The sequence below is a fragment of the Zymomonas mobilis subsp. mobilis ATCC 10988 genome (assembly GCF_000175255.2).
In the GTDB taxonomy this organism is placed as follows: domain Bacteria; phylum Pseudomonadota; class Alphaproteobacteria; order Sphingomonadales; family Sphingomonadaceae; genus Zymomonas; species Zymomonas mobilis.
This window is the reverse complement of record NC_017262.1, coordinates 1,831,629-1,848,745: the sequence shown is the minus strand read 5'-3', so window position 1 is coordinate 1,848,745 and position 17,117 is coordinate 1,831,629. Positions and strand designations below refer to the sequence as shown.

Sequence of the window (17,117 nt, the reverse complement as noted above, 5' to 3'; positions counted from 1 at the left end):
GCACCCCCATACCCAGCAGGAAGAGGCCGGATCGTCCAGCCTTTTAGATATCTTTTGAGATACCATTCGCAAGCGTTCTGACCTTCTATCCATCTGCGGCCTATCCATCAGCAGCAAGGATAGTTGATGGATCAGCGAGGAGGAGAAGGCCGTCATGCTTTCTCCAACCTATTTTCAGCTTTGGCCTTTCGCCGCCATGGCCGCCAATGAGATAAGCGGTCAAAATAGATATAGATAACCGGCGTTGTAAACAGCGTTAACATCTGGCTGACCACCAAACCGCCGATAATCGTAACACCCAGAGGTTGGCGAAATTCTGAACCTTCACCGAAACCGATAGCCAAAGGCACAACCCCGAGAGCCGCTGCCAAAGTAGTCATAATGATAGGACGGAAGCGCAAAATACAAGATTGCCGCATGGCTTCTTCCGCAGATAAGCCCTGTTCTCTTTGGAGGTGCAAGGCCACATCAATGACCAGAATAGCATTCTTTTTGACGATACCCATCAACAGGAAGACCCCGATCAAAGCGATGACAGAGAAATCCATATGGATGAGCATGAGAGCCAAAACAGCCCCTACCCCCGCCGCTGGTAAAGTAGAAATCACCGTAATCGGATGGATCAGATTTTCGTAAAGAATACCCAAGACAATATAGATGGTTATCAGCGCCGCTAAAAGGAGCAAGGCTTGGCTGCCACTATCATTCCCTAATTTGGCCGTTCCGGCAAAATTACCCCGAATATTGGCAGGCACCATCAATTGTGCCATTTTTGCCTTAATCTCGCTTTGTGCTTCATTGAGATTATGGCCGCTTTTCAAGTTGAACGAAATAGTGGCGGCAGCCTCTCCATTATCATGCTGGATAGATAAATCCGTGGCATGAAGCGAGAATTTCGCAATGGCAGGCAATGGCACCATTGTGCTGGCCGAGGTGTTCAATGCGCTACCTGTCGAGGGATCACGCAAAGACGGATTAGCTGAATTGGCATCACCGCTATTCCCGCTGCCTGTAGAATTGACCGAAAGAGCCGAAGAGTCATTGGCAACCGAAGTGGCACCTGCGGCATTGGTTCCCGTTCCGGCAATAGCCGTGGTATTCGTACTGGAAGCCGAATTAGTCGAACTATTCGCCGGAATATAAAGATTTTGGAGCGCTTGGGGCCCCTGTTGATCTTTGGGAGCCCATTCAAAGACCACCGGATATTGGTTAATATCTTCGTAGATCGTTGCAATCTGGCGCTGACCAAAGCTGTCATAAAGCGCATTATCGACATTGCGTGCGCTGATACCGAGGCGACTGGCGCTGTCACGGTCAATATTGACCATTGATTCAATACCATTCAAAGCCAAATCATTATCAACATCTGTCAGGATATTAGACGTTTGCAAGGCTTGTGTCAGTTTAGGCACCCAGTCTTGGAGCGCTTTACTATCGTCAGAAATGAGCGTGTATTGATAGGTGGCGTCAGAAGAACGCGCCCCCATCCGCAAATCCTGCATTGGAGACAGAAAAACCGAAATACCCGTAAGCTGCGCCAATTTGGGACGAAGCCGATTGATAACCGTTGTCGCCTTTTCTTTTCTTTCACCCCATGGTTTCAGTTCCACCATCAAAAAAGCACTACCGGAGCGTTTACCGCCCGTAAAACCGATGACCGTTGAAACCTGTTTTTCTTGCCGCAGGATATTAACCGTTTTGGTCAGTTTCTTTTCCATTGTTTGGAAAGAAGAAGAACGGTCAGCGCGCACCCCTGCCATCAGGATGGGTGAATCCTGTTGCGGGAAAAAGCTTTTGGGGACGACAGCGTAAAGATAAACCGTCAGCACCAAGACCAATAAGAAAAGCACCAGCATCAAAGGCTTCATGGATAAAGCCCAATTCAAAGCATAGCTGTAGGCTTTTTCGACATGAGCAAATGATTTTTCAAAGAAATCAGCAATGCGTCCCTGTTTTTTGTCTTCTTTACGCGGGGACAGCATCCATGCGCACATCATGGGTGTAGTGGTCAATGAAATGACCATCGAGATAAGCACGGCAGCCGAAAGGCTGACCGCAAATTCACGGAACAGCCGTCCCCCGATACCGCCGAGAAAGAGCAAGGGAATAAAGACCGCGACCAAAGACAGGCTGATCGACAAAACGGTAAAACCGACTTCCTGCGCCCCGAGCAAGGCGGCTTCCATGCGTCCCATACCATTTTCAAGATGGCGGGCGATATTTTCGAGCACCACGATGGCATCATCAATCACAAATCCGGTGGCAACAATAATCGCCATCATTGAAAGATTGTTGAGCGAGAAGCCCGCAAAATACATCACCGCAAAAGTGCCGAGCAACGAGACCGAGGCCGCCACCGCCGGAATGACAACCGCACTAAGATTCCGAAGGAAAACCCCGACGACCGCAATCACCAAAACCAGCGAAATAATCAGCGTGAGCCGGACTTCATTTAAGGTCGAACGGATGGAACTGGTGCGATCATTGGCAACCGTAACATGGACATCCGATGGCAGCATTTTTTCAAGATGCGGCAATTCAGCCCGAAGTGAATCCACGAGATTGATAAGATTGGCACCCGGTTGTTGGGTAATCAACACGATGACCGCAGGATGACCGTTGAAAAGACCGAGATTACGGGTATCGGCCACCCCATCAGTGACAGAGGCGATATCTTTTAACCGGATGGCCGTTGTCCCGTCGCGCCACGCCACCACCAGATCGCCATAAAGTTTGGCATCGCGCCCCAGTTGATTAGTGTAAATCTGGAAATGATGTCCGTCTGGACTTTCCAAGGCACCTTTTGGGCGGTTGGCATTCGCGCTTTCAATGGTAGCGCGGACATCTTCTAGGCTAAGGCCAAAACGACTAAGGGCATAAGGCGACACATCGATCCGAACGCCCGGCAGGGAGCCGCCGCCAATTTCAACTTCACCAACGCCGGAAATCTGTGACAGTCTTTGTGAAACGAGATTGGAAACCGTTTCATAAATTTGTCCCGGTGTTTTGCTGTCCGAGGTCAAGGCCAGCACCATCACCGGCATCATCGAAGGGTTTACTTTGAGATAGCTGGGATTGCTCTGTAAAGTGGAAGGTAAATCAGCGCGGGCCGCACTGATCGCCGCCTGCACTTCTCTCGCCGCGCCATTGATGTCGCGATCAAGGCCGAATTCTAACGCGATTTGAGTTGACCCGACCGAACTGGTGGAAGTCATTTCAGTGACATCAGCAATCACGCCCAAGCGCCGTTCCAAAGGCTGGGCAATACTGTTTGCCATAGTATCGGGGCTGGCACCGGCCATGCTGGCCTGCACCACGATCACGGGGAAATCAATCTGTGGTAATGGCGCGACCGGTAATTTGAAATAGGCAATAATACCGGCAAGCGCGATTCCGATGGTCAGAAGGGTTGTCCCGATCGGGCGTGAGATAAAGGGTCGCGACAGATTCACGCCGATGTTACCTCGTTTTCAGAATCTTTGTGACGGCGGAAATGCGCTATTTTCTGTCCCAGACGGTCAAAGAACAGATAGATCACCGGCGTTGTAAAGACGGTCAGCATTTGCGAGGCCAAGAGCCCTCCGAAAATCGCAAGACCAAGAGGACGGCGCAATTCCGCCCCGCTGCCATGACCGATCATCAGAGGAATGGCTGCAAAAAGGGCGGCCAAAGTGGTCATCAGGATAGGTCTGAAACGCAAGGTTGCCGCATTAAAGATCGCTTCTTCGGGGGATTTCTTTTCCTCCCTTTCGGCGGCAATCGCAAAGTCGATCATCATGATAGCGTTTTTCTTGACGATACCGATCAACAAAATGATGCCGATAATCCCGATGATATCGAGATCGTGTCCAGAGACCCATAAAGCGAGAATGGCACCGACACTGGCGGAAGGTAGCGTTGAAAGAATAGTCAGCGGGTGAATATAGCTTTCATACAGAACACCGAGGACAATATAGACGCAAACCAAAGCCGCAAAGATAAGGAGTATCTGGTTGCCGAGGGCTTTTTCATAAGCACTGGCCGCGCCAAGCAAGGTCGTCGTAATACCAGAGGGGAGATCAAGTCTGGCAATTTGAGCGCGGACAGCCTTTACCCCATCACCCAAAGCGGTATTAGAGGCCAAGTCAAAGCCGACCGTTGCGGCTGGGAATTGCGCCACATGCATAATTTGCAGCGGGGCTTGGCCTATTTTTAGAGTTGAGAAGCCATTTAAAGGCGTCGGTAATGTTCCACTGCCCGCGAGATTGAGATGTCCCAAAGATTCAATACTATTTAAAAGATTGGGACGGGCTTCGAGAATAACGCGATATTGGTTGGTTTCAGTGAAAATCGTTGAGATAATACGCTGACCAAAAGCGGAATAAAGCGTGTCATCAATATCGGCAACGGTTACCGATAACCGGCTGGCTGTTTCGCGGTCAATATTGACGTAAACCGCATCCCCTTTGGCATCGGCATCAGTATAGACATCTGTCAGCTTTTTGCTTTGACCCAAGCTATCAGCGATAGCGCGTGCCGCTTTATGCACGCTGTCGGTATCGGCACCTTCGACTGACAAACGAAAACGGGTGGGCCCCGTATCGGTATCGACCGTTAAATCCTGAACCGGTTGGATATGCGCGCGGATGCCTGCAACAGCACCAACCGCCTGATAAAGGCGTTTGATAACCGGCTGTTCATCTGAAATGCCCTCTTTCAAATTAACCAGCATAACCCCTTGGTTAAGAGCGCTATTGGTGACACCATCAACACCGCTCATCACCGATAAATTTTCAACCGCTGGGTCTTGTAATATTTTGGCCGCTGCCTGTTTTTGCAATTCGGCCATCCGGCTGTAGGAAACATCGGGGCTGGTATCGGTCTGTATCCGAAGCTGTCCGGTCGCCTGTAACGGGAAGAGACCTTTTGGAATGGCAACATAGAATAAAGCCGTTCCGATGAAGGTAACAATCGTTAAGACAAGCGTTAATGTTTGATGTCCCAGCACCCATCTAAGGCCATGTTCGTAATGATATTCGAGCCGTTCAAAGCCTTTTTGAATACGATCACCGATAGGATTTTTATGACGATGGGCGACCAAAAGGCGAGCCGATAGCATCGGGGTCAATGTCAGCGAGACAACCGCAGAAATCAGGATAGTGATAGCCAAGGTCATCGCAAATTCACGGAAAAGCCGCCCGACGACATCGCTCATAAACAAAAGCGGGATTAAAACCGCAATCAGCGAGATAGTCAGCGAGATAATCGTAAAACCGATTTCCTGCGCCCCCTTTAACGCCGCCTGAAAAGGCGCCACGCCGGCCTCGATATGGCGTTCGATATTTTCGATCATCACAATCGCGTCATCAACCACAAAACCAGAGGCAATGGTAAGGGCCATCAAGGAGAGGTTATTCAGGCTGTAATTCATCATATACATCGCAGCAAAGCTGCCGATCAGCGAGATCGGCACCGCGACCGCCGCAATAAGCGTTGCCCGTATAGAATGAAGAAAGAAGAAAATAACCAGAATGACCATGACGACGGCCAAGACAAGCTCAACCTCGACATGTTCAATAGAGGCGCGGATACCCGTTGTCCGGTCAGCGACGACTGATACTTTGAGACCAGCCGGTAATCCGGCCTCCAATTCGGGAAGCTGTTTTTTAATATTATCGACCGTGGCAATCACATTTGCGCCCGGTTGCCGCCGGACATTGATGATAACCGCAGGTGTAATATTATAATAAGCACCAAGATGATTATTTTCAGCCCCTGCGACAACCTGTGCCACATCGCTCATCCGAACCGGACGATTATTACGCATAGCGATGATTAGATTTTTATAATCTTCAACCGTCAAAAGCTGGTCATTGGCGTTGATTTGCCATGAACGCGTGGGCCCGTCGAAGCTACCTTTAGCAGAATTAGCATTGGCATTATCAATCGCCGTTCGAAGCGTTGAAAGCGAAATGCCATAGCTGGCCAAAGCTTGCGTATCGGCTTGTATCCGCATGGCTGGCCGTTGGCCGCCGGATAATTCGACCAAGCCGACACCGGAAACCTGTGAAATCTTTTGCGCTAGACGGGTTTGAACCAGATTTTGGACATCCGTCAGTGGCATCGTATCAGAGGTTGCCGCCAAGGTGAGAACCGGAGAATCTGCCGGATTGACCTTGGCATAGACAGGAGGCGCGGGAAGATCCGCAGGTAACAGGGCGTTCGCGGCATTGATGGCCGCCTGCACTTCCTGCTCTGCAACATCCAAGGCTTCATTAAGGCCAAATTGCAAGGTGATAACCGATGCCCCAGCCGCACTTTTGGTGGTCATACGGGAAAGGCCAGACATCTGCCCGAATTGCCGTTCCAAAGGCGCGGAAACCGTTTGGCTGATAACTTCAGGTGAAGCCCCCGGATAGAGGGTTGAAACCTGAATAGTCGGATAATCGACCTCGGGCAAAGCCGAAAGCGACATATAGTGAAAGCCGAGCAGGCCAGCTAGCACAATCGCAATGACGATCAGCGAGGTTGCGACAGGCCGCAAGATAAAAAGACGTGAAGGGTTCATTCAGCCAATTCCTTGCGACCTTTTTCTTGACGGATCATCTTATGATTTAGCCTGCGTTTTTGTCGCGTTATCCCGTGGTTTGATATTCATTTCCTTGGAAGATTCCGCTGGAGTCTGCACCTCGGAATTTTCAATCAGGCGATCGCCCCCTTCGGTAACAACCAACTGATTGGCATCCAGACCTTTCAGAATGACGATATTATCGCCATAGCTGTTGCCTGTTGTTACAAAATGGCGATGCACTTTCCGTTGTTTATCGACCAACCAGACATAGCTTCCATTGTCAGCTTCCCGAATAGCCGTTGACGGCACGGTGACGACCTGACGCAGGGTTTCAACATTCAAATGGATATTCACAAACTGGTTCGGGAATAATTTCCCCGTTGCGTTATGAAAACGGATTTTGCCCTTCACTGTCCCGCTGGTGGTGTCGATGCGGTTATCAAGTGTCAGCAACCACCCTTCCCCAAGATTTTCGGTTTTTGTCCGGTCATAGGCGGTGCCGGTTAGCTGGCGACCTGTCCTGACCTGCTTTTCGACTTCGGGGACAAAATCTTGTGCCATAGTGAAAACGACATCAATCGGATCAAGAGACGTGACAACCGCAACGCCACTGCTATCGCCAGCGGCGATATAGTTCCCCTGATCGATTGGCCGCAAGCCAACCCGTCCGGTAACCGGAGAGGGAATTGTCGTATAACCGAGATTGACTTTGGAATATTCAACAGCACCGCGATCCGCTTCGACCGTACCTTCTAACTGATGGACGGTAGCGGCCTGTGTATCGACATCCTGCTTTGCAATAGAATCAGAGCCTAACTGCCGATCGCGGGCAAGCTGGATACGGGCATTCTCAAGCTGGGCAATATCGCGACGTAATGCGCCTTCATTCTGGACAAGCTGGGCTGAGTAAAGGCGAGGATCAATCAGGGCAAGCGGTTGGCCTTCTTTGACCATCTGTCCTTCGGTATAGAGAATTCGTTTAATATAGCCGGAGACCTGTGGCTTTACCGTAATCGTCGAAACCGGCGTGACCGTCCCCAAAGCTTCGACCACGATTGGAACATCTGCGGTTTTGCTTTTGACGATGGAGACCGTTACCGGCATATCGCCATCATCCCCCGGGGGCCCCATTTTTGAGGATTTTCCATGATGACCATGGCTGGCGGATTTCTGGGTATTTGCCTTGTTGTTATGGGTGATATAGGCGATTAAAAGAAAGATCAAAGCCAAGACGATCAGTGAAATGATCCAGCTTTTTAATTTTCCTTTTTTGGAGAGAGAAGGAGCAGAGGACGGCTCGATTGTCTCTTGTTTTTTATCCGGGTGAGGCATGTTCTGACCGTCTGTTTCTTCTTGCATATGGCTAGCTGACCCTCTCCTCAAATCACAATCACTACGATCACAGGCTGTTTTTACCGAAAGGCCACGATAGGAAGCCTTTTATGACTTGGAAATGAATAAAAAATGACAATTTTGCAGGTAACTTTGTTATTTGTCGCTCTTTAAAAATGTCCTATTAAGCTTTTCATAACCGTTTCAAATCAGCCAAGGCAAGGCCAGAAAATTTCTTGCTTAATGGATGATGTTTTCACTTTGTTAATTTATGCAAAGTTAATAATATCCGTTATATTCTGCAATTAAGACAAAATTTTTCGAAAATTTCAAGGGTGTTTTATTATTTTTAACTGTAAAAAAATAACAAAAATACCGCAAAAGAAAATAACAAAAAGTCAACCTGACCGGAGCTGCAATTTCATTCGTTATAAGAATTAAATCATCCGGTTATGGTCACAAAATTTGGCAGAGGCTTTATATGCAACAATCCCTTCAGACAGTCGATGACTCTACCCCTTATCAAGACCCCTCCTTTAGTCAATTTATCAAGCATGGGCGAAATGTCATCCTGTCCGAAGCCACCGCGATGCATCATCTCGCCGCCTCAATCGGTGTCGATTTTGCAAAAGCGGTCTCGATGCTGCTCGAAACGCGTGGCCGAATTATTGTAAGCGGTATCGGAAAATCCGGTCATGTCGGGCGGAAAATAGCCGCAACATTAGCTTCCACGGGTTCTTCCGCCTTTTTCATCCATCCGGCGGAAGCTGCCCATGGCGATTTGGGAATGATGATGAATGGCGATATCTTGATCGCCATTTCTTTTTCCGGTCGCACCCGCGAATTATTGCCAATGATCAGCTATGCCCAGACGCTTCAAGTGCCGGTCATTGTTATCACCTCTCAGAAGGGTGATGTGTTACCGAAAGAAGCGACTTTGAGCTTGCGCTTGCCAGAGTTAAAAGAGGCTTGTCCCGCGAATATTGCCCCAACAACGTCAACGACCCTAACAATGGCTTTGGGTGATGCATTGGCAGTCAGCATGATGCGGCATCGCGGTTTTTCTCGTGACGCCTTCAAATTACTGCATCCCGGTGGCCAAATAGGATTTCGGTTACAATCGATTAGTCGTTTGATGCATGAAGGGGCTGCCCTCCCCCTAGTACATTGCAAAGAACCAATGCGCGATGTTCTGGTAACCATGAGCCGGAAAAGTTTTGGAAGCGCAGGTGTCGTTAATGACGAAGGCGAATTGATGGGTGTAATTACCGATGGCGATTTGAGACGTCATGCCGATCACTTGATGGAAAGCGCGGCAGAAGATGTCATGACGTCTGATCCTGTAACCATGCGGGCAGATGATATGGCCGAAGATGCCTTGATTCTGATGACTGAAAAACGAATCACCAGTCTGTTTATCTTGGGTAAAAATGGTGCGAAACAGCCTGTTGGTCTGCTTCATATCCATGATCTGACCCGAATGGGTCTCTAAACCGGATAGCCTTGCCGTTTTTTATCCTGCCAAGCCCTTCTCTTTTTAAGCGGTATAATTTAGAGGAGGGCTAAATTTTGATGAGACAGTTTAGCTGTCTATTGTGTAAAAAAGGCGGATGGCTATGAACGCTTTCAAGCCTGTTACAAATTAGATTAGGGAGAAGGCGGTAGTGAAAGCTAATGTTCATGTGACGCTGAAAAATGGCGTTCTCGATCCTCAAGGCAAGGCTATCCATCACGCATTGGAACGGCTTGGTTTCTCCGGCGTGAATAATGTTCGGGTTGGCCGCTTAATCGAACTTGATCTTGGTGATAACGTCTCCGATCAGGAGATTGAGGATATGTGCCGGAAGCTGTTGGCTAATATGGTCATCGAAAGCTTTCGTATCGAGAAGGTTGCCTGATGAAAGCTGCTGTCCTTGTCTTTCCGGGGTCGAACTGCGATCGCGATCTGGCTGTTGCTATTGAAAAAATCTGTGGCACCAAGCCTCTTATGGTCTGGCATCAGGAAAGCGAATTGCCGGATGACCTCGACCTTATCGCTGTACCGGGCGGATTTTCCTATGGGGATTATCTGCGATCTGGTGCCATGGCTGCCCGTTCAGCGGTCATGCCTGCGGTAATTAAACAGGCTGAACGTGGTGTGCCAGTTCTCGGTATTTGTAACGGTTTCCAGATCTTGACCGAAGCGGGTTTGTTGCCCGGTGCTTTGATGCGGAATGCTGGTCTGTCCTTTATTTGCCGGAATGTCGGGTTAGAAATTCAGAACACGACATCGCCTTTCACGCGTCTTTACAAGAAAAACCAGAAAATCCATCTGCCGGTTGCCCATCATGACGGGAATTATACCGCGGATAAGGCGACTTTGGATCAGCTGGAAGACGAAGATCGGGTGGCGTTGCGCTATACCGAAAACGTCAATGGTTCTGCCCGCAATATTGCTGGTGTTCTTAACAAGAAAGGCAATGTTCTTGGCTTGATGCCGCATCCTGAAAGAATGATCGAAGATGCCCATGGGGGCAAAGATGGCTATAACATGTTTGCATCTTTGATGCAGGTTATGGCTTAAAATTAAAGAAGGGCAACCGGCTTTTTATGTTTTTGGTCGGTTGCTCATCTGTTTGAATGTTGAGACTATTTGTAGGGTTTATATTTATTCCTTTGCTATAAATATTTTATAGCTTTCTTGGTTCGACTAGTTTGTTTTTTGCCGAGTTTTCATCACAGGGACGGCCTGATATTTTTGATTGGCTTCAGATTGGGAAGCCGGATTCTAAGCCCGCATCTAGGCTAGATCTGGGTGTCTTACTCTCAAGTAACGAGTAATTAGGCATGTGTTTTTTTAAAAAACGCCTGATATTAAAGACCAGTCTTGTAAATAAAGCACCAACCTTACAGAATATCAAATCGTCAGGCTTTTTTAGCCTGTTCGTCATCGGGCAGGAACAATCTGTCTCTTTTTTCTTTATTACTAGCAGGATTATACTGCGTTTATTCGACTGTGTTTTAAGCGTGAAAATCTTGTCGAATCTCTGCGGAGAAGAAAAAATGAGACGTCTGTTTTCTGAAAACCGCAGTTGGAGTTGGACAATGGCCTATGCGGTCTGCCAAATCCTCTTCGGTATTGCCGCTATCTGTTTTCCCTTTACCATGTCGATTGCCAGCGGATTATTTTTTGGCTGGATTTTGATTGTTGCGGCTATTTTCGCGATTATTTCCGGCTTTAGCAGCCGTCATATCAGAGGCCATTGGCTCGATATTGTCTGTGGTGTTATCGCCTTTATCACCGGTGTGATTGCGATCGAATATCCGGTAGCGAGTGCGCTTACTATCGTTTGGCTGATCGCTTGCTGGTTGCTGTTAGTCGGTTTGACCCAGCTTTTTATCGCTTTCCGTATTGTGACGGAAAGAAATTGGCTGCTTTTACGGGGTATTGTGAATAGCTTGATCGCATTGTTCCTATTCTTTTCAAGCGACAAGACATCTTTGGCCTTTTTGGGTTTGGCCGTCGGCTTCGCTTTTGTCAGTGAAGGCGTTGGTATGGCAATGCTGGCCTTGCGCCTGAAACGCTTACAAGAAGAGGATATTATCCTTTAGATTTAGAAAACACTGAATTGTTTTAAATATAACAGGTCGTCTTGTGTAAAAGACGGCCTGTTTTGGTGTTGTTAGGCGTTTTTTGAGTAGCTGGCTCAAGGAAAGAGACACCGCGATTTTTATAAAATTGAGAAAAGGCTCATCATCGAAGTCAGCGGAATCTGTGGAACGCTTTGAAAGCTGGGGAAGCTGTTTTTTTAATTTACTGGGAGATTGTCTTGCCTAGGGGCATAACTATAGCCCTAATTAAATTAGTATTCTTTTGTCATCCGCCCCACTGCTCACAAAGCAGTCGATAAAGGAGATGGCGACGGAAAGGATAGTTATTGGGAACAAGGGGATGGTCAAAATCTGCCTTATGCGTCCGTTCTGATGGCGGTTCTCTACCTCTAGCTTTCATACTAACCAGTGGTGAGGTCTCTGATTATTCTGGGTCTGATAGCTTGATAGATATCCCTGTGACAACGCCCCGCTGTTTTCTCGCCGATAAAGGATATGATAGCGATAGGTTCCGCGAAAAACTACTCTTTCGAGGCATCCTTCCTATTATCCCGCCTCGTTCCAATCGAAAAAAGCCTATTCTTTATAATTGACAGAGCCACAAAGACCGTCATTGTATTGGATGTTTAATAAGCTGAAGCAGTTCAGGCGCATTGCCACACGCTATGACAAAACCAGAAAATCTTTCCTCGCCTTCCTTCATCTCGCGGCCGTAAAATTGTGGTTGCCTTCCTTTGTCAACAAAACCTAGTTCAAAGGCATAAGGATCACTGTGCTGACGGCAAGGCGTTTGAAGGAACGTAAAGTGTTCCTAAGCGGCCCACGTTGAAATAAAACCGGCACTAGGTTCTGTTGACAAAGGGTATAATTTAAGATTTTTAGAGATAAATTGAGAACAAGTTTTGTAGGGAAGCCTGTTCGAGGCACATAAAGTATCCCATTAAAAATATAACAATATAACCGATTATTTTGGGATGAGCGCGACCGGCGGCATCGTTCGGTCAGGGGAAAAAACTAAAATTTTTTATTCCTCGTTTGTTGAGTCTCAACCTATTCTATCTTTGTCCCCAAAAATGCGATTTCAAATTATCGCTTCAAAAATGTATAAAATTTTTGGCAGCGAAACCTAGATAAAAGGCCTTACATGGCAGGCTTTAAATAGTCTTGTGGCGAGAAAGAATAAAATAGCTGAAATGTGATGACCATGCCCCCTATAGGAGAGGCAAGTATTCAAAAGAGGTAAAAGATTTTTTTATCTTCCTTATAATTTTATCGTCTTTATGAATAGGCTTCTGAAAATGACAGCAGGGTGACAATAAATCCCCGATAAGACGGGGTTAAAATGCCTATCTTTAAGTCATGATGTGAGGTTTTACCCCGCGACATGGCTTTTCGTGGCACCGCCTTTTGTCGCAGTGTTTCCCACTGTGAGAGGCTTTTTTTTTGATTGCCGCATAACCTTTAGGCATAGGCGGGCTGTTTTTGGCTGTTGGCCTGTTTTTCTTCGACAAAAGATTTGAGATCGACAGCTTGGATGCCGGACAGGCGTTTGATTTTGGCTTTTAATTCGGCGCTTAGGATATAATGGCGACCAACCAGAAAATCGGTGGAAGCGCCATCAGGCAAAAGCGCGCGGATATATAATTCCCCTTGCCCGCCGCGATAGCGATTAACCAATTCCGATAGGGCTGGTAGGGCTTCGGCTTCGCCTGTTGCGACCGTCATTTTCAGGCGGACAGAGGGGGCTAAATTTTCGCAAAGCTGAATGGCACGGATAGAGACACGGGGAGCTTCGTCGCCCGGTCGCCAATCCAATTCGACATCCATGAGAACGCAGGCTTTTTCCTTGGCCGCCTGTTCCAAGTCTTTGGTCGCTTTTTCATCAAAGCAACTGGCAAAAAATTGGCCGGAAGCGTCCGAAGCTGCGACCATCATATAGCGCCGCCCACGAGCAGAATCCCGCCAGCGGACATCTTCGATCATCGCCGCCATTTGGGTCGCGATCCGTTTTTTACGATAATCTTGTGGATTTTCATCATCTTGTGGATAGGAAGGCGGTGCCAGACGGTTAATATCAGCGCGGCTTCTGATCCGTAAGCCGGAAAGCAGAGAGCGGTAATTGTCGATCGGATGCGAAGAGAAGAAGAAACCGAAGGCTTCCTTTTCGGCATTCATCCGTTCGGTCAGGCTCCATATTTTGTCTTCCGGTAATTTGATGGAAGGCATCGCCATTTCTTCCATACCGAAAAGGCCACCCTGCCCGCTTTTCCGCATACGGTGGATATTAGCCGCCGTGCCAATGATCATTTCGCTGCTCTGTTTGACAGCGCAGCGATCCACCCCAAGAGAGTCAAAGGCACCAGCGGAAGCAAGACTTTCCAATTGCCGCCGGTTAAGATGTTCGGGATTGATGCGATTGGCAAAATCATCAAGGCTTTTAAACGCGCCGTTCTTTTCACGTTCCTGACAGATATCATCCATCGCCTTTTCACCTACCCCCTTCAAAGCACCAAGGGCATAGCGAACGCAGCCATCTTCCACCGTAAAATCGGATTGGCTGCGATTGATATCAGGCGGGAGATAGCGCAAACCAGAGCGGCGCATATCATCAACAAAGACCTGTAATTTGTCGGTCAAAGCCATATCGAAGCACATCGCGGCGGCATAAAATTCGGCGCGGTAATGGGCTTTTAGCCATGCGGTTTGATACGCAACAAGGGCATAGGCGGCAGCGTGGCTTTTATTGAAGCCATAGCCCGCGAATTTATCAATCAAGTCGAAAAGTTGGTTCGCTTGATTTTCTGTAATATCGTGTTTTTTACTGCCTTCGACAAAACGCGAGCGTTGCGCGTCCATTTCTGATTGAATCTTCTTACCCATGGCGCGCCGCAACAGATCGGCTTCCCCAAGGGAGTAACCGGCCAAAACCTGCGCGGCCTGCATCACCTGTTCTTGGTAAACGATGATACCATAGGTTTCTTTCAAAACAGGTTCGAGCAGAGGATGGGGATAGACAATCTCTTCGCCACCATTTTTACGCGCGCCAAAGCTGGGGATGTTATCCATAGGCCCCGGACGATAGAGCGCAACAAGGGCGATGATGTCTTCAAAACGGGTCGGCTTCACCGCAGCAAGCGTGCGGCGCATCCCTTCGGATTCCAACTGGAACACCCCGACAGTGTCACCCTGTTTCAGCAATTCAAAAACGGCTTCATCATCCAAGGGGATATGATCGAGGTCAACTTCTACCCCGCGCGCTTTCAGCATTTGAACCGCTTTGTTCAGCACCGAGAGGGTTTTTAACCCCAAAAAGTCGAATTTCACCAATCCGGTTTTTTCGACATATTTCATATCGAATTGCGTCACCGGAAAATCAGAACGCGGATCGCGATAAAGGGGCACTAATTGATGTAACGGCCTGTCCCCGATGACCACCCCTGCGGCATGGGTTGAGCTGTGACGCGGCAGACCTTCGAGCTTCATCGCGAGATCAAGAAGGCGATGGACATCTTCTTCATTTTCATAAGCCGAGGCGATTTCAGGCACGCCGTTTAATGCCCTGTCCAATGTCCAAGGATCACTGGCCTGACTGGGCACCAATTTAGCCAGACGATCCACCTGTCCATAGCTCATTTGTAAAACGCGGCCCGTATCTTTCAAAACGGCGCGCGCCTTCATCCGTCCAAAGGTGATGATCTGTGCCACATGGTCGAGGCCATATTTATGCTGGACATAGCTGATTACTTCGGAGCGCCGCGTTTCGCAGAAATCGATATCGAAATCCGGCATAGACACACGTTCTGGATTCAAAAAACGTTCAAACAGCAAGCCCAACCGCAAAGGGTCAAGATTGGTAATCGTCAATGCCCATGCGACAACCGATCCGGCACCAGAACCGCGTCCGGGTCCGACAGGGATCTGGTTACTTTTTGCCCATTTGATAAAATCGGCAACGATCAAGAAGTAACCCGGAAATCCCATATTTTCGATGATATTTAATTCATATTGCAGCCGTTCTTCATAGGCTTTGCGATCGACGGGCGTCGTCATAGCCGCCAATCGTGCTTCTAGCCCTGCCCAAGCATCTTTCCGAAGCATCAGGGTTTCGCCTTCGCGGTCACCGGCAAGGCTGGGCAAAATCGGTTTGCGGACTGGAGCCGCAACCGCGCAGCGTTGCGCGACCACCAAGCTGTTTTGAATGGCCTCTGGTATATCTTCAAATAACCGCGCCATTTCTTCGCCGGATTTCATCCATGCTTCGGGAGAACTATGCCGCCGATCAGGGCTGTCCACATAAGCGGAATCAGCAATGCAGAGCATCGCATCATGGGCAGGATGAAAATCGGCTTCCAAAAAACACACTGGGTTAGTGGCAACTAACGGAATATCCCGATCATAAGCCAAGTCGATCAGCCCCTCTTCGGCGGCTTCCTCGATTTCTTCGGAACGGCGGGAAAGCTCGATATACAAACGATCGGGAAATATTTTTTGTAAAAGGGTCAGATAGGCTTCGGCTTCGCTTTGCTGTTCTTCCGCCATTAAGCGTGCCAAAGCGCCTTCTTTACCCCCCGTAAGCGCGAGAAGCCCCTGACTATGCTGTTCCAGAAATTCCATCGAGACATGGGGCGGCAATTCGAGCGGACGGCCAAGATGGGCATGGGATACCAAGGCACAAAGATTGTTATAGCCGTCTTCATCCTGTGCATAGAGCGACAGCCAATCTATTTTTAATTCCTGCCCACTGGCTTCCCCGCCACGCAGCGGACGAGCGACGGCAAGCAGACTGCCGATGATCGGCTGAACCCCGTCTTTTTTCCCGCTGTCGGAAAAAGTCATCACGCCATAAAGGCCGTTACGATCACAAATACCCGCCGCCGGAAAACCCATTTTTTTGGCATGTTGGGTGATGTCTTTTGGCTCGATCGCTCCTTCCAACATGGTAAAACCGGAAAAAATCCGTAACGGAACGAAGGGAGTATAAGGCATAGAGTGACCCAAGGCTAAAAAGACAAAATAAGGTGGTGCCTGTCCTAAGAACAGTTTTCAACCGTATTTTTTATATGGAAATATTTTGATTTGAATAGCAAAGAACGGGGTTTGATGAAAATCTTTCCTCGTAAAAGAAAGTAACTTTGTGAAGCCAGATTTACCTAACATTGTTATGTTATAATATTACATTATATTGATAAGCAGTTGCATTATCCGCCCATTTATGACAAGGCATGTCTTATATCGGATATTGTCATTATAGATAAAGAGAATGACTTTTGGATTATGGTTTTGGCGTTAATAAAGAGCGAAAGAACAGAACATAATCTGGTTTGAACAGGATAATAACTATGCGCCTTAATGAGATGCCATTAAAGAAAGCAACGGTTATCACGGATATCGATTGGTCTGCGTTACCCCCAGAAATCGGACGCCGTTTGCGGGATTTGGGTTTTCATAAAGGTGCCGAAGTCGAATTACAGCATTTTGCCCCGATCAGTCGTGACCCGATTGCCTGTCGAGTTGATAGAATATTGATTGCTATTCGACAGCAAGAGGCTTCGGTTATTTCTGTTAAAGACCCTGATGCCGCACCGGAACCAGCCCTTTCGGAAAAAGCGTCCTCTTCCCGATCAACTGTAGGACAGGCCTGACT

9 protein-coding genes and 1 pseudogene are annotated in these 17,117 nt (G+C 48.2%); 6 read left to right on the top strand and 4 right to left on the bottom strand.

Annotated features, from left to right (window positions below; all coding sequences use genetic code 11):
- Positions 1-152 precede the first annotated feature (152 nt).
- From ZMOB_RS08325 to ZMOB_RS08315, 3 genes are read right to left on the bottom strand one after another with little or no spacing between them, the layout of a single operon-like run.
- Complete coding sequence (locus tag ZMOB_RS08325; protein WP_011241297.1) at positions 153-3,452, bottom strand: efflux RND transporter permease subunit; 3,300 nt, start codon at positions 3,450-3,452, stop codon at positions 153-155.
- Positions 3,449-6,547: an efflux RND transporter permease subunit gene (locus ZMOB_RS08320; protein WP_014501156.1), complete on the bottom strand. Its 3,099-nt coding sequence runs from the start codon at positions 6,545-6,547 to the stop codon at positions 3,449-3,451. Before ZMOB_RS08320 ends, ZMOB_RS08325 begins: the two co-directional genes overlap by 4 nt.
- Before the next feature lie 39 nt (positions 6,548-6,586).
- Positions 6,587-7,882 (bottom strand): efflux RND transporter periplasmic adaptor subunit, encoded by a 1,296-nt coding sequence (locus tag ZMOB_RS08315; RefSeq protein ID WP_252507276.1) that lies wholly within the window; start codon positions 7,880-7,882, stop codon positions 6,587-6,589.
- A 481-nt stretch (positions 7,883-8,363) separates the two neighbouring features.
- Between ZMOB_RS08315 and ZMOB_RS08310 the strand changes: the two genes are divergently transcribed.
- From ZMOB_RS08310 to ZMOB_RS10590, 5 genes and pseudogenes are all read left to right on the top strand, one after another.
- Positions 8,364-9,374, top strand: a complete 1,011-nt coding sequence (locus tag ZMOB_RS08310) for a KpsF/GutQ family sugar-phosphate isomerase (RefSeq protein WP_011241300.1) — start codon at positions 8,364-8,366, stop codon at positions 9,372-9,374.
- Positions 9,375-9,546: 172 nt separating this feature from the next.
- Positions 9,547-9,780, top strand: coding sequence for a phosphoribosylformylglycinamidine synthase subunit PurS (purS, locus tag ZMOB_RS08305; protein ID WP_014501155.1), 234 nt, complete (start codon positions 9,547-9,549; stop codon positions 9,778-9,780).
- Entirely contained in the window at positions 9,780-10,445 is a 666-nt protein-coding gene (gene purQ, locus ZMOB_RS08300) for a phosphoribosylformylglycinamidine synthase subunit PurQ (RefSeq protein ID WP_014501154.1), read from the top strand. The genes purS and purQ overlap by 1 nt, the downstream gene beginning before the upstream one ends.
- 479 nt (positions 10,446-10,924) lie before the next feature.
- Positions 10,925-11,473, top strand: coding sequence for an HdeD family acid-resistance protein (locus tag ZMOB_RS08295; protein WP_041573457.1), 549 nt, complete (start codon positions 10,925-10,927; stop codon positions 11,471-11,473).
- Positions 11,474-11,832: 359 nt separating this feature from the next.
- Positions 11,833-12,224, top strand: a pseudogene (locus ZMOB_RS10590) (transposase); the annotation flags it as partial.
- A gap of 710 nt (positions 12,225-12,934) precedes the next feature.
- Here the strand turns inward: ZMOB_RS10590 and dnaE are convergent.
- Entirely contained in the window at positions 12,935-16,459 is a 3,525-nt protein-coding gene (dnaE, locus tag ZMOB_RS08285; RefSeq protein WP_014501152.1) for a DNA polymerase III subunit alpha, read from the bottom strand.
- Positions 16,460-16,812: 353 nt separating this feature from the next.
- On the opposite strand from dnaE, the gene ZMOB_RS08280 reads away from it, so the two are divergent.
- Positions 16,813-17,115 (top strand): FeoA family protein, encoded by a 303-nt coding sequence (locus ZMOB_RS08280; protein WP_011241306.1) that lies wholly within the window; start codon positions 16,813-16,815, stop codon positions 17,113-17,115.
- Positions 17,116-17,117 lie beyond the last annotated feature (2 nt).